Here is a 20585-nt window from a genome sequence, read left to right as displayed (position 1 = left end):
TGACGGCGACGACGCGATGCCATGGGCCCGCCGCTTCGCCGTCCGCCGGTCCGCCGTGACCCGGCCCGGAGGGAGGCGGCGGACCCCAGATGGTTGAAGCGGCATCCAACTGTCGTCGCGCTCCAAAGAGCGCAAGGCAGCCGTACAGGGGAGAGTGGAAGTAAGCCATCGCCGCGGAAGCTGCGGGAGGAGGCCGACCGAGTATGTCCGACGCCATGATGGGTGACGAGGTCTATCAGCCTGCCCGGTCGGACCGCCGGGACAACCCGGGTGACCTGGACCTGGAGAACGCCCTCGACGGTGATCTCCTCGACCGGGTGCTCGACGAGGGCTACTCGCCCCCGGAGAAGCCGCTGGGCGTGGGGCACCACGGCACGACGGCCCGCGAACAGCACGAGCGCGAGAGCCTTGACCAGCGGCTCGCCGAGGAGGTGCCCGACGTCACGGTGCCGGAAGGGGACGGCATCGGCGATCAGCCCGGCGGGGACGGCGAGCCGATCGACGAGGAGGTCGGCGACCAGCGTGCCGGGCGGCTCACCGCCACCATCGATGCCATGCCCCCTCGGCGCAACGACGTCTTCGCCCGGGACGTGGGCATCGACGGTGGGGCGGCTTCCGCGGAGGAGGCGGCGATGCACGTCGTGCCCGACGAGCCCGCGACCGGGTTCGACGAGGACCTCGAAGCGTGAGGACGGTGCTCCCCCCCCCGGCACCAGGAGTTCTCTCGCAGGTGCGCTCCGGCTGCGGCCTCATGCGCAGGGTGTTGCCGTCCACGCTTCAGGAGGCGCCGGTTGCGTAGTCGGCATGCGGTCCGCTGCCTACCGTCCGCTGAGAAAGGCGGTCACCGCCGCCCCCTCGCGGGCGTCCCCCGGTCGGCCCAACGGCACCCCGTGACGACTGCCAGACGGTGAACGTGTCGCCGCCGTGCTCCCTCTCGTCGATGGCGGCCCAGGAGGTGGTGTCGATGGTGGCGACCCACAGGCGCCGGACGACGCCGTCGACAGCCGGGGCCTCGTGCCAGGCGTACCAGAGGTCTGGCAGACGCAGGGCGAGGGCGAACTGGGCGGTGAAGTCGTCGCCGGCGACCGCGTCGGGCGACGGCGTGGTGCGGGACTCGTCGGGCTGGTGGTCGTCCTTCACGACGTCGCGGAAGATCCGCAGGTCAAGGCGCTGGCCGACGCGGACGACGACGGGAAGACCTCTCCCCCGGCCTCGACCGGCTCACCGTCGTTGACCTGGGTCACCACCGACGTGTTCGCGTACGCGGCCGCGCGCCACTCGGACGGCTGTCTTCCAGCGTCGATCGGGACGCATGCGCCGTCGAGGCCCCGCCTCCTCCACCGGCCTCAGTGACCTCCGCGCCGTGCCGGCGCCGGCACACGGCCGACCAGTCATGGCCCGCGGCGTGTCAGACCCAGTGGTAGTTGGTGTCGTCCAACGTCGGTAGGAAGGACCGGGCAGCGTCGAGCGGTGCGGTGGGAGTAGCCAGCTCGGCGAGCGGGACCGGCGGGAACAGCGCCTTGTCGGCCGTGTCCTTGTAGTGGATCCAGGTGAGGTGGCCGGCGCCGGCAGTGTCGTCGTGCTCGACGGTGCGCAGGTGGGCACGGGTGGCATAGGCAATGTGGATGCGAAAGACAAGGTGGAGCTTGCGGGGTGGGGTGCTGCCGGGGCGGGTCACCATGGCGTCCTGGATCCAGGTCAGCTGCGGGACACTGCTCACCTGTGTGAGGTCCAAACCCAATTCTTCGTCGAGTTCACGTGCGAGGGCCTGATGGATGGGTTCGCCGCGTTCGACGTTGCCCCCTGGCAGGGTGTACTGGTCCCGACCGTTCTTGGTGCGGTGGATGAGGGCGATCTCGTCGCCGTTGAACAGGGCCGCGGCGACGCGGATCTTGACGCGGGTGAACGGTTCGTCGGAGGTCACGGAGGGGTTGCTCCTTCGGTGAGTGGGGCGCGGTGGTCGTGGCGGATCCGCAGGCGTGTGAATGGGTGGGGCCAGGTAGAGGTCCGATCCGTCGCGAACGACACCTGCCGGCAGACATCGGCCTCAGGCAATCCGTCTGTGTGGTCGACCCCGATCAGGTTGATCAACTGCAACGGCACGGATCCCACAGCATGAACGACAGCTCGCGGTTGCTGCCTGAACGCGCAAGGCGGTAATCGCACGCCCTCTCACCTCCTGTGACCATCGTCTACCAGTGCAGTGACGACCGGCCGCCGACATGGGTAACATCGCGGCTCACACACGGCAACCGGAGCGAGGACAACCTCATGCCAGACACTGCCACTTCCCTCAAAGACCAGTACACGGCCCAGGTCTCGGCGGACATCGAGCGTGTGTCCCAGGAGCGGGAACAGGTCCGCGCGGAGATCTCAGTGCTGCAGCAGCGTCTGGAGACGCTGGAAGCCGACCATCAGCAACTGCTGCAGCTGCGGGCCACACTCACCGGTGAGCCGGTCGCAACCGCGCAGTCGTCGTCCGGCGGTACCGCTGCCGAGCCGGAGGCCGGCAGGAACACGGGCGCGAAAGTGCCCCGGCCGCGCTCGTCCCAGCCACCCGCCCGAGGACGAGCCCACCGCCGTGGGACGCAGGCAGGCCGGGGAGAAGCCACGTGGGGTGAGATCGCCCTGTCCTACCTGACCGGGCAACAGGGACCGCAGTCGGTTGCGGAGATCACGCACGGCGTGAGCACCGCTCATCCGGCGCGTACGGTGCAGGCGACCGTGGTGCGCAACACGCTGGAAGCGCTCGTGGCCCGAGGCAAGGTGCAACGCAGCAAGCAGGCGCGATCGGTCACCTACAGCGTGGCACGCCGGCAGGACGGGGCGGCCCGGCCTGGGCAGGAGCCGGCGGACGTAGAGGCGTCCGAGCCGGCATAGCGGCCGGGGCAGTCAATCCCGTGCACAGTTCCGCACCCGAAAGAACTTGCGTTCCGACCGGAGGAGTTGCTGTTCCTGTCGATCGCTGATGTGTTCCGGGGGCCCGCCGCCTGAGCAGGGTGCACCTCCCGTACGAGGAGAGTGCAACATCACCGAGCCGGGGGGGAAGGCAGTGTCGGTGACGCCGGCCGGAACCGCTTTCACCGGGCGCACCGCTCCCGGCCGACTCACCTGACACCTTCCCGGGGCCGGCCCTCTCCGTCGCAGGCGAGGGGGATCTTCGTACCCGGCCCCGCCGCCCGCCCGAACCGTCAGCGGCGCGGGCTCCGCAGGAGGGTCGCCGCGAGGGCGGAGGCGGTCAGGAGCAGGCCGGCGCCGACTGCGAAGGCCAGGTGGTAGCCGCCGGTGAGGGCTTCGGCCGAGGTGTGGCCCGACTGCGTGAGGGATTCCGTGCGCGAGGCCGCCAGGGTGGAGAGGACGGCGACGCCGAGCGCCATGCCGATCTGCTGGGTGGTGTTGAACAGGCCCGAGGCGAGTCCCGCGTCCTGCTCGTCGGCGCCGGACATGCCCAGCGTGGTGAGGGCCGGCAGGGCCAGGCCGAAGCCGGCGGCCAGCAGCATCACCGGCAGCAGGTCGGTGACGTAGTCGGCGTGCACCGGCAGCCGGGTCAGCAGGCCGAGCGCCAGGACCAGCAGGGCGAGACCGGCCAACAGGACGCTGCGCTCGCCGAATCGGGCGTTCAGCCGGGCCGAGAGGCCGAGGGAGATCGCGCCGATCACAGCGGCGGCCGGGAGCATGGCCAGACCCGTCGCGGCGGCGCTGTATCCCAGGACCTTCTGGAGGTAGAGGGCGACCAGGATCTGGAAGGAGAACAGCGCGGCCACCATCAGCATCTGGACGAGGTTCGCGCCGACCACCGTGCGGGAGCGGAAGATCCGCAGCGGCATCAGCGGGGTACGGGCCCTGGCCTGGCGCAGGGTGAAGGCGGCCAGCAGGGCCAGGGAGAGCGCCCCGAGGCCCAGGGTGTGCGCGGAGGTCCAGCCGTACTGCTCCACCTTGACCACGGTGTAGATGCCCAGCATGAGCCCGGCGGTGACCAGGAGCGCGCCGAGTACGTCGGCCCCCGAGCGCAGCCCCAGGCCCCGGTCGGCAGGGAGCGCGGGCACGGCCATCAGCAGCGCGGCGAGCCCGATGGGCAGATTGATGAAGAAGATCCAGTGCCAGTCGAGGGCGTCGGTGAGGATGCCGCCCAGCACCTGGCCCAGGGAGGCTCCGGCCGCGCCGGTGAAGGAGAAGACGGCGATCGCCCTGGCGCGCTCGCGGGACTCGGTGAACAGGGTGATCAGAATGCCCAGGCTGACGGCCGAGGCCATCGCGCTGCCGAGCCCCTGGAGGAAGCGGGCGGCTATGAGCACCGCGGGCGTGGCGGCGAAGCCGGCGAGCACCGAAGCGGCGGTGAAGACGGCGGTCCCGGCCAGGAACATGCGCTTGCGGCCGATCAGGTCGCCCAGGCGGCCGGCGAGCAGCAGCAGACTGCCGAAGGCGATCAGGTAGGCGTTGACCACCCAGCTGAGGCCGCCGGGGGTGAAGCCCAGGTCGTTCTGGATGGCGGGCATGGCGACGGTGACGATGCTGCCGTCGAGGACCGTCATCAGCATGCCGGTGGAGAGCACGGCGAGGGCTGTCCAGCGAGAGCGCAGCCCCTGAGCGGCCGCTGGGACGGCGGCGGGAGTGCTGACAAGGGGGGCGTGGGCATCCGTGGCGGCAGGCATTGGCTTCTCCAGTCGGTGAGGCGAATGGTGAGACCGTAGCAGATAGTTTTGTTGCAGACGATTTATTTCGGATCGAATTGCTAGGCTGGGGGCATGACTGCGATGGCGCCCGCCCGGACCGAGCCCGACCTCTCCTTCCTCCTGGACCACACCAGCCACGTCCTGCGAACCCGCATGGCCGCCGCTCTCGCCGAGATCGGCCTCACCGCCCGCATGCACTGCGTCCTCGTGCACGCCCTGGAGGAGGAGCGGACCCAGATCCAGCTCGCCGAGATCGGCGACATGGACAAGACGACGATGGTCGTCACCGTCGACGCCCTGGAGAAGGCCGGACTGGCCGAGCGGCGGCCGTCCGCCAAGGACCGCCGGGCCCGCATCATCGCCGTCACCGACCAGGGCGCCGCCGTCGCCCTCGAGAGCCAGCGCATCGTCGACCGGGTTCACGCCGACGCCCTCGCGTCCCTTGCGGCCACCGACCGCAAAACCCTTCTGCGCACCCTGAATCAACTCGTCGAAGGTGACCTGGAGTCCCCCTCCGAAAGCCCCCGCCCGGCGCGCCGCCCCCGGATGTGACACACCGTCCGAGGCCCATTGCCTGATGGCGGGCCGCAGTCACGGTGCGCGAGCACCGCCCGCTGGGCGTGGGTCGGATCAAAGCGGGCGCCGGCCGCTATCGTCCGCGTCCGAGGTGTCCGGTCCTGATCGTCATCTTGATCGACGACATCACCTGCTCGAGACAAGCTGGGCCAGGTGGTGCAGCGAGTTGGTGAGATGCTCGGGGCCGAACGGCGGGAACTGGAGGTACTCCCGGATGGACCGCGGCACCGCCGACCAGTCGTAGGTGAGCGTGACATCGGTCTCGGACGGGCCGAGCGGCGCAAGGTCGTAACGCCAGGTCCAGCCGCCGAACTCCAGGCGACCGTCGTCCTTCTCCTGCCCCGTCAGCCAGCCGATGGCGCGCGGCGGGTCGAGCACCTGGACCTGGTTGGCCACCTGGTAGTCACCGTTCGGATGGTTGGGGTGGTACATGTCCATCCGGAAAATCTGCCCCACCTCGGTCAGCGGCGCCCGGTCGACAGCTTCCTGCACCCAGCCGGTGCCATCGATCGCGGAATGGGTCGTCGGGTCCGCCAGCACCGCGAACACCCTCGCGGCGGGCGCGGCGACAGTCAGGGTGGCGCTCACGTTCTCCTGGTCCACGGTGTGCACGCTCCTTGTCGTCTCATCCTGGGCCTGCCACGAATGGCGGCCTTGCGTGAGGGGCAGGTTCCGAGGGCCGGGGAGGCAGTCTCGCTCATACGCACCCTGCGACACGCCACCGCCACCAGACCGTGACCAGCAACGTCACCCGACAAGCCGGACTCCGTCAGGTCGAGGTCGAGGTAGGCGAAGCTGTCCTTGACGGAAGCGTCAGGCACGGCGGTGTCGATCCGGGCCACCGGACCGGCCGGGTCGGCGCCAGGCCCCAGCCTGGAGCAGCCGACCGAACTGCGTCCATGTCCCCCGCCGGACCGCGGAGGGCGCAAGAATGCGGGGAGGGGTGCCGCCCGGCCGGGCGGCGGAGGGGGCGCGGCAGTGGTGCTCAATATCGTGGCCACCGGGTTGTCCGTGGTGGCGCTGTTCGTCGCGGTGTATACGGCGATCTCGCAGGCTGTTCTCCTGCGGCGGGGCAACCAGTTACCGGCGTACGTGGATCTGCTCGCGGACTTCCGATCGATGGAGTTCCATGACCGGTACCGGTTCGTGACGCAGCGGCTGTCCGTCGAGCACGACCCGGTACTGGGGCTGTCCGGGCTGCCGGACGAGGCACGCCGACAGGCGTACGACATCGTGTACTACTACCAGAACATCGCAGTGTTGCGGCTGGCCGGCATCGTGGACGACGAGATGGTGGCGTTGCTGCGGGGGCGGGTGATCAAGGTCTGGGAGGCCGTCGCGCCGTTCGTGGAGCGGGAGCGCGAGCTCATGGGAACGAACGGGCCGTACATGCTCCGGAATCTGGAGGACTTCGCCCGCGACGCACAGCACATGCCGCACGACGTCATCGACCACCTACTGCACCTCAACCGGGTGCAGCGGAGCGGGTGGCGGCGCGGCGTCGCGCTGGGGCGGCTGACCGCCGTACGGGTTCCGCGCCGGAACGACCACGGAGTCCTTTGACCACGTGGGACAGGTGTGACGCGTAAGGCGGCAGCCGAACGTGCGACGCCGTCACGGCGGAGGAACCGTCTCGGTATCTCTCGACGTGCGGGCCAGGATGCCTGGGGCTCTCCCTGGCCCGACGTCGCGAGCACATGCCGGGTGCCGGTGTCTTCGCGTGGCGTCGCATGCGCGTGCGTACGCCCCCGAAGTCCTGCTCCCCGTATGCCGGGCCCGGACTAGGGCTCGGAACGACGGTTCGCGGTCACTTTCTTGGCGGCCCAGCCGATGACCGCGAGTACCGTGCCCGAGCCCAGGCCGGCGACGAATCCGGGCAAGGCCGTGCGCAGGATTCCGTCGAAGGTCAAGGGGGCGGACTGGGGCGTCGGGGTGGGGTGGACGGCGCTGGGTGACTCGGGCGCCGCAGATGCCGCGGAGGCCTCCGGTCGCACGGGCGGTCGGCCCGCCTGTGCCGTGTCGGCGGGCGCCAGAGCGAGGAAGAGAACCACGAGGAGAATGTGGAGGTGCGCACGATAGCGCATGCGCACCGTCTCGTGACGGATTTGCGCGGTACGGGCATGCCGGGCATGCCCCTTCCTAGGATGCATGGTGCCCCTTGTGGGTCGGGCCGGGCCGCCCTCCCTGCTGCACGCTGGTTCGCGGCGGCCCGGCCGTGTGGAGGCCGGCGGCGGATCGCCGATCGGCTCCCCACCAGTCGACACCCGGCCACAGGGCGGGTTACACCATGCTTACGGGTGAACGTTTGTCACTCCGCTGCGGGCCGGGCGGATGTGATGACAGCATCGGAGCCCTCTGATCGTTCTGACAGCAGGGAGCCCTCGCTCATGCCCGCTCAGACTGGGGCTGAGCGGGAGCCCCATGGCGCTCTGCGCGCCTTGCGCGACGCGGTGGCCGAACTCCGTGAAGCGGCCGGCAATCCATCGGCGCGGGCGCTCGCCCGTAAGATCACCGATGACGCGGAACGCCTGAAGACGACCGCCTCGCACAATACGGTCACCGAGGTGTTCACCGGCAAGAGGCTCACGCGGCTGGTCACTCTCCAGGTCGTGGTCCTGCAGCTGCACAAGGACCGCAAGCAGCCCTCGCCGGGTGGCGGGAAGTCTCCGTCGGCCGAGGAGATCTGGCCCCGCTTCGAGGCTCTGTGGCATCAGGCGAAGCAGGAGAAGGACCACCAGCAACTCCCCCAGGCTCTGCGGACGTTCACCTCCCTCATGCGCGACATGGTCTTCGGCCCGCTGGGCCATGACGTCGACGTCATCAGCGACCGGCTGGGCACGCGGGCGCGGCCGGGCCCGGGTGTGCCGGCCGTCAGGTTGACGGCGATCTGCCACGGCACGCACGTACCCGAGAAACAAGAGGTCGACCATCTCGTCGACCTGCTGGAGGACAGCGGGCAAGGGCTCGCTCCGGGTGACCGACAGGCGCTGATGGTGTCGTATTACGACATGCTCCGCGTCTGCGCTCCGGACCGGTACGCCGATTACATGGTGCGGGAGGAGTGCGAGGCCCATCGCGAATTCCGCGCCGCCCTCGAAGACCGCGTAAAGGCCCTTGAGCGCCGGCATCGGCGGGACGGGGAGGGGGCCGGGGACAGGGATCGCGAGCCCCGGGAGCAGACGTCTCCGGCCCGCCCGCCGCAGATCGACGCGCGGCTGCTGAAGGACGAGCTGGATCTGACGCGCCGCCGGATCCGGGCTCTGCGGGCCGATCTGGCCCGCCAGTCGGAGCACATCCGCACCCTCAAGGGCAAGCTGTCCGACGCGGAGGGCGAGACCGAACGTGCCCGCAAGGACATCGCCGCCGCCCAGAACCTGGTCCTGGACGTGCGCAGTCAGCGTGACGAGCTCGAGCGCAGGAACACCGAGCAGGCGGCACTTCTCGAGGTCGCGAACACCATGGCCGCCACCGCCGAGCGCGTCCCCCCGCCCGCCATCCCGACCGTCCCCATGACGGGTTGGGACACCACCGCCTGGAGCCAAAGCCAGCCCTGGTCCCATGACTACGACCCCTACGCCGCTTCCAGCTGGGGCGGAGCGGAAGGTCTCTTGTGCAACCTGCCTCCAGAGGGAAGCGCTCCGGGCCCGTACGCGCTCTACTCCTACAACGACCGGCTGTATCCACCGCCTTCCTGGACGCCCGAGCCCTTCCCCGGCAGCACAGCGGCCGGAGGCGCGCTGGCCGCCATGCTCTCCAGCCAGACCACCGCTCCTCCCTTCACCCCACCGGCAACGCCCCTCCCCCCGTCAGATGTGACAGCGGCGGCAGAAGATGACAGCGCCCCGGACCCGGCTGATCCGCCCGCGCCGCAGACACCCACCGCGCGGACGCAAGGACCGTTCCAGCTCCTCAGGGCAGTCCTCCGCCCCGGCACCGGCCGCCACGCGCGGCGACGACGGGACTGAGGCGTGTTCGAGATGTGTTTGAGATGTGGTCACGGTGCTTGCCGTATCAGGACGGGCTGGACGGTGGCATGGCCAAGCTGGACACCTGCGGTGGCTGACCTGTCGTCGCGGACGCGCAAGGGGCAGGTCAGGCGGCTGTCCCGCCGGCGTTGCGGATCAGCTGCCGGAGCACCTTGAGCGTGGTGACGTAGTCCGTGTCGTCGATGCCCTGGTGGAGGGCGGCGCGGATCGCGGGGGCGTTGCGTGCGAGGTCGACACGGGCCTGTTCCCCCTCCTCGGTGAGCCACAGCCGGTCCTCGGCGTCCTGCGTCAGCCAGCCGCGCTCCACGAGCACCTCGGCCTCCGCCGCCAGATCGTCCTCGGGGCGGATGTAGGAGGCCATGGCCTTCCGCAGCTCGGGCAGGGTCATCCCCTCGCCGTCGGGCGAGATGTCGTTCACCGACAGATTGCGCAACAGCCAGAACTGGGGCTGGGTGTAGCCCTTCTCGGCCTGCCGGGCCCGGGTGAACGCGATGAGGGCCTCGTAGGCGACACCGGTCCAGTACGCGGCGGGCTGTCCGGCGAGTTCGGCGTCGGAAATCTGCTCGGTCGTCATGGCATGCCCTCCAGGCACTTCGGCGCGAATCCTGCACTCCCTGCAGGTCATGACCGAAACCGTAAGACCTCAAGTGCGGTTGAGGGCAAGCGCGTGATCTCCCGGAGCCCCGCACCGCCCCGCCCCGGGCGCATCCGAGGCGTTGACCAGCCGCCCTCGCGGGGCAGGTAGCGGTGGAACGTCAGCCGGCGAAGCCGCCCCGCCTGTTTCGAAGCCATGATTCGCCTCGGGAGAGCCGACCGGAACTGGGGTGGGTGGCGATGTTGAGGTGATCTTCTGGCCTATGTCGGCCCAGGAGATCAATTTCGATATCGACCTGCGAGAGCTGCGAGGCCAGACAGGGGTGGACACTCTTTGCGCTTTCCTCGGCACGCTCGGGCGGAGTCTCGGCAAGCCGGTGCGGATGACGGGCGAGGGGGACTACGAGAACCCGGTGCTCGGGTTCGAGCCCGCCCTCGGCCGCGTTGTGATGTCGGCACGGTGACGACAGCGGCGGCACCCCCGCAAGGGCTGGGCTGCCGCGACGGGGCGCCGCAGCCGGTCCCAGACCGGTGGTGGGCGTCAATTCCTGCCCGCGGCTCGGGGTTCGGCATTTTCGGCGGCTTCTCCGGCCGGACATGCGCCTTGATCCTCAACACCCATGAACGTCACGGTCACGACGGGCGCGAAGGCGTGAAACCCGGCCTCGACGAACCGTCGGCGGCCGCGCCGGAGTCGTACCGCCCAGTGGAACATCGAGCTGCTCGCACAGTACGGCATCGATTCCGCGCGCGGCCTCGGGCGGGGTACTGCTCAGCGGGGGACGAAAGGGTCAGTCGTGCCAAGGGGAGGATTCCTTGCGATGGCCCCAGCCGAGGACATCAGGCTCAGGTGCGGGCCTGTAGTCGCCCTCCGCCCTCTCCTCCACTTCCTTCCTGATCTTTGCCGCCTTCTCCTCTTGCTTGCGCTGGTGTTCGGCGGCACGGGCCTGTGCGCTTTTTCTCTTCAGCAGCCCGGCCATGGCCGATCCAATCTCTCGGAATTCGGAGTTCCCTTTCAGGTTCACACGGGCGCGCGAAGAACGCATCCCTCTGCGACAATGCGGAGCACGGAAAGCGACCAGTCATTCACGGTTCGTCGAGAACGTGGCTCGGGGCAACCATGAGCAGCCCCGCCGGTCGGCGCCCGGGACCGCATGCGCGACGGTCCCACCCCAGGCTCAGGCGGCAGTAGCGGAGCGGTAGGCGCGACCGTACGTCCCGCCGCGCCGCCCACTGCTCCGCTCACAGCCTCGGTTCCCGGGGCAGCGGGCCTGCTGCCCGGTCTGGGCCAGGATGCCGCAGCACGACGACAGCGGGAGATCTCCTCATAGCGGGAGAGGCGGGCGTGCCTTAGCGCTTGAACCGGCGGACCGATGGGCCAGGGCCGGCGTGTAGCCACCGCTCAACGGGGCACGATCACAGCCACCATCGGGGAAGACCCCCAACGTGAGTCGTTCAGCCACAGAACCCGACGGCGAGAGGGATCAGCATGCGGACCGGCATCGTCATGGCTGCACGCCCGGGTCTGGAGCACCTCGCCGCCCGCGCGGAGGAACTCGGCTTCAGTAGTTTCTGGGTATACGACACCCCGATGGTCCATGGTGATCCGTTCGTCAGCCTCGCGCTCTGCGCCAAGTCGACCAGCCGGATCAGACTCGGTATCGGGGTCACCTCACCGGCGCTGCGCTCCGCGCCTGCCGCGGCGGCGGCGCTCAGCAGTCTCAACGCCCTCGCTCCCGGCCGCATCATCTGCGGGGTCGGCACCGGCAACACCGCACGCCGCACGCTGGGCATGCGGCCCACGAAGATGGTGGAGCTGGAATCGTTCACGGCCGCCCTGCAGGATCTCACCGCCGGCTGCGAGACGGACTACCGCGAGGGAACCCGGACCAGCAGGGTGCGCTTCCTGCACGTCGGCGACTACGTCAACACCGAGGACCCGGTGGAGTTCGTCGTGGCTGCATTCGGCCCGAAAGTTGCCGCCATCGCCGGCCGCCTAGGTACAGGAATGATCTCCTTCGCGCTGCACGCCCCCGCGGCCTGGTCCGCGCTCGGCCAGGCACGCCGGGCAGCGGCACAGGCCGCGGGCAACAGCGAGAAGACGCATTCGTACCTCATCTCCTCCCTGTACGTTCTCGCAGACGGCGAGGACCGGCACGGCGATGCCGTCAAGGACGCGATGGGGCACATCGCGGTGAGCGCACTGATCCTCGCAGTGGAGAACCCGGCCTTCCGCGCGGCCCTGCCTGAGGAGGAGTCCGCGGCCGTCGACCGCCTGCTCCACCTACGCGGTACCACCGCCACCGACCCCGACCGCCATCACACGCTCTACCACAATTATCTCGGCCGACTGTCCACCGAGGACCGCGATCTCGTCGTGCCATCACTGGTGGACAAGTTCGGTCTGATCGGCACCAGGGACGAGATCGGACAGCAGATCAACGCGCTGGAGAAGTCAGGAGTCAACGAGCTCGTGATCCAGCCCGTGGCGGATCCTGAGGCGGAAATGGCCGAGCTCGCGCGGCTCCTGCCCTGACGCTGTGCCCTGATACTGCACAGCCACGGTCATGGCTCGTTGATCGTATCGGCGGCACGCAGGAGGACAGCGGCCGGTTCGGCCCCGAGCTGCCGGGCGGAGGCGGCGAGGGCAGCACCATCTGCCTGTACTGTCCGGGACTCCCGGCCCGCATCGTGTGCCGCCGTGCCGCCGTGCCACCTGAGCATCGGGCCGCGTCAGGCCGTGAAGGCGTTCAGCTTCGCACCTGTCACCGGAGCCGCAGGCTTGAACGTGTAGTCGAACTTGTACGTCGTCTCGTGCGAGCTCGTGAAGTGCGGGCAGACCAGCGGACCAACCATCCCGCCCTTCGCGCCCATCTCGATCCACCAGCCCGCGCAGCGCCCGTCCGGCGTGCCCCAGCCCTTGCCGGGCAGCAGGTCCTCGACCCAGCCGGTGACCCGCGTGGTGCCATCGCTCTGCGGGCACATCGATATCTCGCCGCGCCCGAAGGACTTCGTCCCGGCGGCCGTGACGCACGCCGACCCATCGGATGGGGCAGCCTGGGCGGCGGGGGCGGCCAGCAGCGTCAGGGCGCCGGCCGCAGCGGTCGCTCCGGTCATGGCCAGGGTACGGACAAAGCGTCTCATGCTCGTTCCTTCTCTCCTAAAGGGCTGATCCCGAGACAATCACGAAGTGGATCAACAACGCCAGAGGGTGTTCAACCGCCGGTACCGGACCGCGAGCCACCGTTCGACAGGGACTGCGCGCAACGACCCAGCGCCACCTTGAAGTTCGTCACGAACGCTTCCCTTTCTTGTGGCCCGTGTGCTGTCAGGATTGGGGTGGGTGCCCGCCCTTGAGTAGTCGGGTAGCCCGGCGGTGCGACCCCCTCCGGGCTACCCGACTCCTCATGCCTGCCCCCACAGGGTGTAGCCAAGATCCCAGGTGCCCGAGCCGAGACAGGCACCGCAACAGTCGGGACGAACCGCGAAACTGCCCAGGTGGCGGGCACCCGCCGAGCCCGATGCCGCAGCTAAAGCCCGTGGCGGTGTGGCAGCGGGTCCGGCATCATCCCTGTGTGATTGTGATGCAACCCGTTCTGGAGATCTTCGCTGCCGACGACTTCGCGCTCTGGCCGGTTGGCGAGCACGAGTCGTACGGCTACCTCGTGCTGAACGGGGAGCTGACTCCGGCGCAGGTCGGCACGGCAGTCATGCGGATCGCCGACTGCAACGACTACGAGCCGGAGGAGGAGCACGGGCCGTGCCCGACCGACCCGCTCGGCGCGTTCCTGCACGGGCTGCTCACCATGCCCGACCTGATCGCCGCCGGAGGGTTCCGGGTGACCGACATAGCCACCGGCACCGTCTTCGTCGAGCCGGGCTGCTGCAACGGCCTGGAGACCTGGCGGGAATGGCGGGAGGTGCTGGACGGCACCGGCTGCTCCTACTTCGGCCACGACCCGTCCTCGGCGGCCGAACGTGTCGGCGACACCGTCCGGCTGACTCTCGACGCCCACGCGAAGGACGGCAGCCCGGTGATCGAACTGCCGGTGGACCACGTGCGCGCGCTCGTCACCGGTGCCCAGGCGGACTTGCGGGACTTCCTCAGCCTCGCCGGAACCTGGGCCGAACAACACCTGCCGACGTACGCCGCCGCCGTCACGGCCGCCTTGGCCCGGGCACTGGACCTGGAGCTCACAGAGTGACCAGCTTCCTGACCCACCGGGCGCGCGTGCACGACGCCCGGCTCCCCCTCCACCGGCGGCACAGCGCGCTGCGCACCTGTCTCACAGTTTTCGCTCCTTACGGCCTGCGGGCGACATACCACCACCTCACGCTCAGCGCCGCGATCCCCCGGCGGCTGGAGGCGGACCCGGACGCGCTGGCGCGGGCGGTGGAGGAACTGCACGAGGCGCGGGTTCTATGGCTCGTGCGGGCAGAGGAGTACGCCGTGCAGCGTCGGACGGAGAAGCAGGCGGGACGGCGGGCTTCACCGAACCCTCGGCCGTGGTGGCTGCGGAGCTGGTGGGAGAGCCCGGACCGTGCCTGGTTCGAAGACCCGTTTCGCCACCCGTCGCTGCGACTGTCCGAGTACGTCCGGCGGCAGAACGCGCTTCTGGACGGCACCGATCTGCCCGGCTGCCCGGCTTGCGGGGACGAGGGACCGTTGGAGCCGCACTCGACCGGACACGGCTGGGTCGAGCTGTGCCGTGGGTGTGCGTGGGCGCCGTCGCCGTGTCCGTGCGGGCAGCGGCACCGGCTCGTGCCAGTGCTCCCGTATGGCTGGCAGGAGATCTGGCAGCGGGCGCACATGAGCGATGACGGCATGCCGAACCCACACCGGCCTGCGAGATAGCCACTCGGATGCGGACGGCGAACCCATGCGCAGGACCACCACAGCCATCAGCTGACATACAGGTTCGGGCCTCCCAACGCTCAGGATTCCGGGAACCCGCGCGCTTTCAGCCGTACGGAAGCATCGACATGGGCCAACACCTCCGTAGACCTCGGCGCATCGCTGGCATCCGGACAGTGTGTCCGAACCCGCGGGCTGTGTCTTGGTGTTGGCTCCGGAGCAGGTACGGCGAAGGCGGCTGCTGACCGTCTTCGGTGCTTGGGCACTCGCTCGGGCCGAGTGGCGACCACGAGCAAGAAGGCGCGCCCGGCGCCGGACCTGTCGATGATTGATTCCTGCCGCGTAGGATTCGCCCTCGCGGTCTGACCATCACCCGCGTCCGTTACACCGTGGGCAGTTGGGACAGGAAGGTGCGCACAGCGGCGGCGAACTGGTCGGGGGCGTCGCAATGCACGACGTGCCCAGCGGGGAGTTCGACCAGCTGAGCCCGGCCGACCCGGCGGGCGATCATTTCCCGGGCGTGGTCCTGCATCAGTACAACGCTGTCCCTTCCCCGGATCAGCAGGGTCGGGCAGGTCACCGACTCCCAGTCGCTCCAGTAGTCCCCGGTGAGGGCTTTGTGGGACAGCACCATGTGATCGATGTCGAACGAGTATCCCCAGCCATCACCGAGCCGACGGAAGGAACGCTCGAGATAGGGCGCCAATGAGCCGAGAGCCGAGGCCAATGCCTGGTGGGACGGCGCCTTGCGAGGCAGCCGCGTAGCGAGCGACCAGTCGGCGTTCACCACGGCGCCGATGTCCTCGACGATCAGAGCTGTCACCTGGTCCGCGTGCCGGACGGCGTACTGATAGGCGTTCACACCGCCCAAGGAGTGTCCGAGAACCGGCACCGGACCGAGTCCCAGATGGCGATGGAAGGCCGCGATGTCAGCGACGTACTCGTCCCGTTGATAGCTCGGGGCACAGTCGGACTCGCCGTGCCCGCGCTGGTCCAGAGCAATCACTCGCCACCGCGGCGCCAGCGCCTCAGCCAGCGGGGCGAACACCGATCCCTCGTTGTAATGCCCGTGAAAAGCCAGTACCGGAAGTCCCGAACCACCGAAGTCCAGAAACGACAACCGCCGCTGATCGACTGTGAAGAACTCACGCATACCGCGCATGCTAGCGCCGACATTGGCATCAACACCGGCCCATCACGCACTGACCAGGTTCCACCCATCGTCGCAGAACTCAGAGCACGCGCTGATAGCGGAGCTCAGTGAGCGTGATCTCGCCGTAGACGTCGTCTTGAGCCGCACCGTCGGCTTGATAGCCGGCTCGCTCGTAGAAGCGACGGGCGCGTTGGTTGTCACAGAGCACCCACAAGGCCGACGCCTCGAAGCCCTGGCCCTTCATCTGAGCGTGAGCCTCGCCCAGGAGCCTCCGGCCGATGCCCTGGCCGATCAGATCCGGCGAGACGTACAGGGCGTAGGTCTCACCTACCCGCCGCATATCAGGCATGTCGCTTCGACACGGTCCGAAGCAGATCCACCCCACCGGGCCACGGTCGCCGAGCGCCACAAGGTCTCGTGACGTCCGACGAGGTTGAGAGAACGACTGCCGTCGCTGACCGGCATCACCTTCGACCGTCATTGCATCCAGGTACGACTGGGGAACGATGCCGGCGTACGCCGCCTGCCATCCCCGGACCCGGATCGCCGAGACGGCCTCGATGTCGACCTCGAGCATCTCCCGCACATGCACCATCACGCCACGGTAACGCCACAGGTACCTCGGAACGCACTGCTTTACCCCGCTGAGGCCGTGAGGCCGTGAGGCCGAGTCTGCTGTCCGATGGTGCCCTGGCGAGGCGTTCGGCATGGGCCGACGTCCGACGACCTGCTCCTGGATCAGAATGCCCGCGAGTCCGCTCGGCGAGCAGCCGGGCCGGGCCGGGCCTCCGGCCCTGCCGGTCAGGCGGCCACGTCGCGTCGGCCCACGTTGTTGTCGAACCGGACCAGGATGTCGGGGTCGAGCTCGCCCGGGTAGACGTCGGGAACGGAGTGGTCGGAGGGGGCCGACGCGATCGCGAACATGACTTCGTGATCCGTGGTCTGAGGTGTCCATTCGAACGGCCCCACGCGCACCGAGCCGCCGGCCGGAATCGTCTGGCCGATCACCAGTGTGCCGATCGGCTGGAAGCCGGTCGGCCAGGTCACCTCGGTGACCGGGTCGCACCGGTAGGCGCGGACCTGGGCGACACCGCCGCCCACGGCGGCCGTCCCCCGGTTGTGCACGCGCACGTAGAGCCGGTTGGGTACGCCGTTGACGGGTGTCTGGTGGCCGAGTTCGGGGTCGTCGCCGGCGCTGATGTCGTTGTTGCGGACCCAGAGGTCGGGAGAGGCCCCGTCCGGAGCTGGGCTCGGCTGGGATCCGGTGTCGGCGAGACTGTCCCGGATGTACAGGTCCACGGCCGAACCCGCTTCGTCGGCGACGTCCAGCGCTTCGGCGAGCAGGGTCGCCAGTACCGTCTTGGTGACGGCGGCGAGGTAGCCGTAGTCGAGCGTCGCCGGCTTGTCGGACGTCCGGTGGTAGTGCGGGTTCCCCTCCCCCTCGTAGGCGCCGACCGTGATGTCTCCGCGGGCTTCGAAGGGCATGTAGTCGCTGTCGTAGATGGGGCCGAGCTTGACGGGCAGGGCCGTGTAGGACGCGGCGGCCTGCGCCATCACCGCGCCGAGGGCCTGGGATGCGGCGTCGTTGCCCGGTACCGCGTTTCCCAGGTCGCGTTCCACCGTCACGGAGCCGTCCGCCGGCGGCCGACCGATCATGTCGAGGTTGATGACCCGGTGGACGTCGGCGCCCGCGGCGTGGAGCTCCGCGGCGTACGCCGTGGAACCCCACAGCCCCTGTTCCTCCCCGGAGAAGGCCACGAAGCGGATCGTGGCGGAGAGGGTGACCGGCGCGAGCAGACGCGCGATTTCGAGGATCGCCGCGACGCCACTGGCGTTGTCGTCGGCTCCTGGAGCGCGAGCGGTCACGTTGTCCAGGTCTTCCATGCGGCTGTCGTAGTGGGCGCACACGATGATGACGGGTCCGCCGCTTTCCGTCCCCGGCTTGGTGCAGACGACGTTGTCCGCACTGTGGCCGGCGTGGGACCAGGTACGTCTGACGACGTCCGGGTATCCCGCTGCCGTGAACCGGTCCGCTATGAGGGTGGTGGCCTCCCCGAGGTGCGGTGAGAACGTGTGCCGTGTGGGGATCGCCGCGAGTGCCTCCACCGTGCTGCGGAGCGCCCCGGCCGAGACCAGTTCGACGAGCGTCGCAATGAACTTGTCCGGCAGTGTGCCGGCCCACTTGCGTGTGGCGGGTGTGACCCAGACGCCCGCGCTCGGTGGCCGGCGCTTGTCGGGGACGGCGAACGAATCGGGGACAGCGAAGGTGCCAGGGGCGGCGAGCGGCTGCCCGGCGTACATACCGTGCCGCCGCGTCGCGGGCCGTCCGTCGCCGCCCTGGTCGTTCTTCCGGCCCGCCGCCCGTCTACGCGGCCACATCGCGCAGCCCCACGTTGTTGTCGAACCGAACGATCTTCTCGGCGGGTACCGCCCCGTTGAGCGTGGCGGTGACGGCCGGGTCCGGAGCACCGTGCACGACCGCCGCCAGGAACGCGTCGTCCGCCCCGGGCGTCCACGCCAAGGGCCCGACGCGCAGTGCACCGCCGGCCGGGATCTGCTGGTCGATCAGCAACGTGCCGATCGACTGGAAGTGCGTCGGCCAGACCATCCCGGAGTTCCGGTCGCACCCGAAGACTTCGAGCTGGAACGTTCCGGCCGAGGCCGTCTGTACTCCACGGTTGTGTACGCGCACGTATACCTGGTTCGGCTGGCCGCTGACGGGCGTCTGGTGCCCGAGTTCAGGGTCGTCGCCCGCGCTGATGGCGTTGTTGCGGACCCAGATGTCGGGCGAGGTCATGTGCGGGCGCTCGCTCGGCAGGGCCCCGGTGTCGGCCGGGCTGTCCGCTACGTAGACGTCCACCTTGCGCCGCGCCCAGAGTCCCTGGCCGGTGAAGGCCTCGTCCATCACCTTGCTGAACAGGCCGCCGGTGAGCGCCGTGTCCGCGGCGATGCAGCCCTGGGCCAGGCTGATGGCGTGCGCCGCCTCGGTGGAGTCGTCGTCCGGCACGACGAGCAACATCTCCATGATCGTTTTGATCATGGAGTCGGCCGCGGCCACCCGCTCGGCGGGGTCCGCCGAGTCCCCGCCCATGCCCAGGTAGCACCGCCACAGTGCCGTGCCGAGCATCGAGGCGCGGAGATCGTGTCCGTAGGTGCCGAACTCCGCGTCGTCGAACCGCTCGGTGCGGTCGAGTCGGCGCTCCGTGCTCCACCGGTCGGTGGCGTTGTTGTCGAAGGGAAACGTCTCGGTGCGCCGCTTCCCGGTGGCGTTGAACCGGTCCCGGTAGATAGCGGGCAGGGCGTCACAGATGCTGTGCTCGTACGACAGCGATCCGCCGTGGTCCGCCCCGAGCCATTGGCAGACTCCGTGCGTGTACTCGTGGACGATGACGCCGAAGTCGGCGGCGTCCGGTGTACCGCCCTCGCCGAAGCGGATCCGCGGGGGATCGGTCGAACCGAACCATTGGCTGTTGTCACTGCCGTCGAACGCCTGGGCGTCGACGTCGACCTTCGCCATGTTGGCGTTCAGCGTCGTGTTTCCCAGGCCGCGGAGATAGCGCGCGGCGGAGTCGAGCCAGTAGTAGGCGTTCGCGCTCAGAAAGGCGCGATTACTGGGAAACGTGTGGTACTGGAATGCCGGCGATGTTTCCTGCGGCTGCGCGAACGTGGGGGTGTCCCAGTCCTTGCACCGGAACCAGTCGCCGTCGAGCAGGAACTTTCCGCCGGTGGCGGGAGCGATCTCGGCCTGGACGTCGTGCCGGAAGGCGTCGAGCGTCGCCGCGCTGGACCCGCCGTGCAGCGCGTCGCTGTCCGACTCCGTCACCGGGTCCGGGGAGAAGACCTTGAGGTCTGCCGCCACGTATTTGCCGACGAGCGCGATCCAGAGCAGCTCACCGGATACGGCATCCACGACGACGCGGAAGTGCTCGAAGGGCCCGGTGGTCTCCACCAGGAGGTCCCGGACGAGATGCAGTGCGCCGTCGGGCGGACTACCCTGCGCCAGCAGCTCGGTCGAGGCGCTGGGATAGTCGGTCGCCGGCAGGGCGGGCCGGGAAGCGTCCCGCAGATAGACAAGGTCGTCCTTGACCACTTCCGCGGCTTCGAAGTCCCTCTCGAACGGCGCGAGGGCCACCTCCTCGAGAGCATCGAGGGTGCGGGCCGCGCCCGGGTCGGGCGCCCCCGTCATATCGAGCTCGCCGCCATGGTCGACCTGGATGACGCCGGCCTGTTTGACGTCGGCGACGGCCTGCAAGGTCGCTCCCGCGACGGGGACGTCGTTGTGGAACTGCTGGAAGCGGACCCGCAGCGTCGCCGCGCCTTCACTCTCGTCGACCTCGCGCAGATCGATGCCGCCGGATTTCAGGTCGCCCTGGCGCGCCGCGATGAACTGCTCAATGGCTTTCCGGGCGGTTGGCGCACGGGTCAGCGTCGCTCCCGGATCGACGTACTTCCGCAGCACGCCCTCGGCATCGGTGTGCTCCCCCACGCCGGGAACCATCCGCAGAGGCTTCTCGGCTTCGGGGCCGGGCTGATTCCGCTGCTGATCGCTGTGGTGCTGGGCCATGATGATGCCCTCCTCAACACGCGTGGAGGGGAGATTCGCCGGATGAACGGCCCGCGAGCTCGCGATACACCCATGAACAGGCTAGCGCGAGGCGGGCCGGCTCGCGCCTCGGCTACCGAACGCTTCCAGCGGGCCGCTCGCCCGCGACATCGGGGGAGAGCGGCCTGTGGCCTCATACTCCAGT

General features: G+C 69.3%; 20 protein-coding genes. 8 read left to right on the top strand and 12 right to left on the bottom strand.

Annotated elements, in window-relative coordinates:
- Positions 1 to 203 precede the first annotated feature (203 nt).
- Positions 204 to 689, top strand: a complete 486-nt coding sequence (locus tag AB4K12_RS05270) for a DUF5709 domain-containing protein (protein ID WP_368433066.1) — start codon at positions 204 to 206, stop codon at positions 687 to 689.
- Between the two features lie 88 nt (positions 690 to 777).
- Here the strand turns inward: AB4K12_RS05270 and AB4K12_RS05265 are convergent, their stop codons facing one another.
- Together AB4K12_RS05265 and AB4K12_RS05260 are read right to left on the bottom strand one after the other, a co-directional pair.
- A complete protein-coding gene (locus tag AB4K12_RS05265; RefSeq protein WP_368433065.1) occupies positions 778 to 1140 on the bottom strand; it encodes a hypothetical protein in 363 nt (120 codons plus the stop codon).
- A 268-nt stretch (positions 1141 to 1408) separates the two neighbouring features.
- Complete coding sequence (locus AB4K12_RS05260) at positions 1409 to 1924, bottom strand: NUDIX hydrolase (RefSeq protein ID WP_368433064.1); 516 nt, start codon at positions 1922 to 1924, stop codon at positions 1409 to 1411.
- A 257-nt stretch (positions 1925 to 2181) separates the two neighbouring features.
- On the opposite strand from AB4K12_RS05260, the gene AB4K12_RS05255 reads away from it, so the two are divergent.
- Complete coding sequence (locus AB4K12_RS05255; protein WP_368433063.1) at positions 2182 to 2880, top strand: hypothetical protein; 699 nt, start codon at positions 2182 to 2184, stop codon at positions 2878 to 2880.
- A gap of 311 nt (positions 2881 to 3191) precedes the next feature.
- Here the strand turns inward: AB4K12_RS05255 and AB4K12_RS05250 are convergent, their stop codons facing one another.
- A complete protein-coding gene (locus AB4K12_RS05250; RefSeq protein ID WP_368433062.1) occupies positions 3192 to 4652 on the bottom strand; it encodes an MFS transporter in 1461 nt (486 codons plus the stop codon).
- 93 nt (positions 4653 to 4745) lie between these two features.
- Here AB4K12_RS05250 and AB4K12_RS05245 point away from each other — a divergent pair, with 93 nt between their 5' ends.
- Positions 4746 to 5225 carry a MarR family winged helix-turn-helix transcriptional regulator gene (locus AB4K12_RS05245; RefSeq protein WP_368433061.1) on the top strand — a complete coding sequence of 160 codons (480 nt, stop codon included), beginning with the start codon at positions 4746 to 4748 and terminating at the stop codon, positions 5223 to 5225.
- Positions 5226 to 5375: 150 nt separating this feature from the next.
- Here the strand turns inward: AB4K12_RS05245 and AB4K12_RS05240 are convergent, their stop codons facing one another.
- Positions 5376 to 5852: an SRPBCC family protein gene (locus AB4K12_RS05240; RefSeq protein ID WP_368433060.1), complete on the bottom strand. Its 477-nt coding sequence runs from the start codon at positions 5850 to 5852 to the stop codon at positions 5376 to 5378.
- 378 nt (positions 5853 to 6230) lie between these two features.
- Here AB4K12_RS05240 and AB4K12_RS05235 point away from each other — a divergent pair, with 378 nt between their 5' ends.
- Positions 6231 to 6812: a hypothetical protein gene (locus AB4K12_RS05235; RefSeq protein WP_368433161.1), complete on the top strand. Its 582-nt coding sequence runs from the start codon at positions 6231 to 6233 to the stop codon at positions 6810 to 6812.
- Positions 6813 to 7030: 218 nt separating this feature from the next.
- Here AB4K12_RS05235 and AB4K12_RS05230 read toward each other — a convergent pair whose 3' ends face one another.
- Positions 7031 to 7300, bottom strand: coding sequence for a hypothetical protein (locus AB4K12_RS05230; protein WP_368433059.1), 270 nt, complete (start codon positions 7298 to 7300; stop codon positions 7031 to 7033).
- Positions 7301 to 7636: 336 nt separating this feature from the next.
- Between AB4K12_RS05230 and AB4K12_RS05225 the strand changes: the two genes are divergently transcribed.
- The gene (locus AB4K12_RS05225) at positions 7637 to 9214 is read left to right on the top strand and encodes a hypothetical protein (protein ID WP_368433058.1); all 1578 of its coding nucleotides are present in this window, start codon (positions 7637 to 7639) and stop codon (positions 9212 to 9214) included.
- A 127-nt stretch (positions 9215 to 9341) separates the two neighbouring features.
- Here the strand turns inward: AB4K12_RS05225 and AB4K12_RS05220 are convergent, their stop codons facing one another.
- Entirely contained in the window at positions 9342 to 9809 is a 468-nt protein-coding gene (locus AB4K12_RS05220; protein ID WP_368433057.1) for a MarR family transcriptional regulator, read from the bottom strand.
- A 283-nt stretch (positions 9810 to 10092) separates the two neighbouring features.
- On the opposite strand from AB4K12_RS05220, the gene AB4K12_RS05215 reads away from it, so the two are divergent.
- Positions 10093 to 10293: a hypothetical protein gene (locus AB4K12_RS05215; protein ID WP_368433056.1), complete on the top strand. Its 201-nt coding sequence runs from the start codon at positions 10093 to 10095 to the stop codon at positions 10291 to 10293.
- A 327-nt stretch (positions 10294 to 10620) separates the two neighbouring features.
- Here AB4K12_RS05215 and AB4K12_RS05210 read toward each other — a convergent pair whose 3' ends face one another.
- A complete protein-coding gene (locus AB4K12_RS05210) occupies positions 10621 to 10809 on the bottom strand; it encodes a hypothetical protein (protein WP_368433055.1) in 189 nt (62 codons plus the stop codon).
- 509 nt (positions 10810 to 11318) lie between these two features.
- Between AB4K12_RS05210 and AB4K12_RS05205 the strand changes: the two genes are divergently transcribed.
- Complete coding sequence (locus AB4K12_RS05205) at positions 11319 to 12365, top strand: LLM class flavin-dependent oxidoreductase (protein ID WP_368433054.1); 1047 nt, start codon at positions 11319 to 11321, stop codon at positions 12363 to 12365.
- Positions 12366 to 12562: 197 nt separating this feature from the next.
- Here the strand turns inward: AB4K12_RS05205 and AB4K12_RS05200 are convergent, their stop codons facing one another.
- Positions 12563 to 12973, bottom strand: a complete 411-nt coding sequence (locus AB4K12_RS05200) for a hypothetical protein (protein WP_368433053.1) — start codon at positions 12971 to 12973, stop codon at positions 12563 to 12565.
- A 440-nt stretch (positions 12974 to 13413) separates the two neighbouring features.
- On the opposite strand from AB4K12_RS05200, the gene AB4K12_RS05195 reads away from it, so the two are divergent.
- Positions 13414 to 14034 (top strand): hypothetical protein, encoded by a 621-nt coding sequence (locus AB4K12_RS05195; protein ID WP_368433158.1) that lies wholly within the window; start codon positions 13414 to 13416, stop codon positions 14032 to 14034.
- Between the two features lie 1032 nt (positions 14035 to 15066).
- Here AB4K12_RS05195 and AB4K12_RS05190 read toward each other — a convergent pair.
- From AB4K12_RS05190 to AB4K12_RS05175, 4 genes are all read right to left on the bottom strand, one after another.
- The gene (locus AB4K12_RS05190; RefSeq protein ID WP_368433052.1) at positions 15067 to 15837 is read right to left on the bottom strand and encodes an alpha/beta fold hydrolase; all 771 of its coding nucleotides are present in this window, start codon (positions 15835 to 15837) and stop codon (positions 15067 to 15069) included.
- A gap of 79 nt (positions 15838 to 15916) precedes the next feature.
- Entirely contained in the window at positions 15917 to 16432 is a 516-nt protein-coding gene (locus tag AB4K12_RS05185; protein WP_368433051.1) for an N-acetyltransferase family protein, read from the bottom strand.
- A gap of 206 nt (positions 16433 to 16638) precedes the next feature.
- On the bottom strand, positions 16639 to 18216 hold the full coding sequence (locus AB4K12_RS05180) for a M28 family metallopeptidase (RefSeq protein WP_368433050.1): 1578 nt from the start codon (positions 18214 to 18216) through the stop codon (positions 16639 to 16641).
- On the bottom strand, positions 18203 to 20401 hold the full coding sequence (locus tag AB4K12_RS05175) for a hypothetical protein (protein ID WP_368433049.1): 2199 nt from the start codon (positions 20399 to 20401) through the stop codon (positions 18203 to 18205). The genes AB4K12_RS05180 and AB4K12_RS05175 overlap by 14 nt, the downstream gene beginning before the upstream one ends.
- Positions 20402 to 20585 lie beyond the last annotated feature (184 nt).

This window comes from Streptomyces sp. C36 (assembly GCF_040932295.1).
Classification (GTDB): Bacteria; Actinomycetota; Actinomycetes; order Streptomycetales; family Streptomycetaceae; genus Streptomyces; species Streptomyces triculaminicus.
This window is presented reverse-complemented; position numbering and strand designations above follow the sequence as displayed.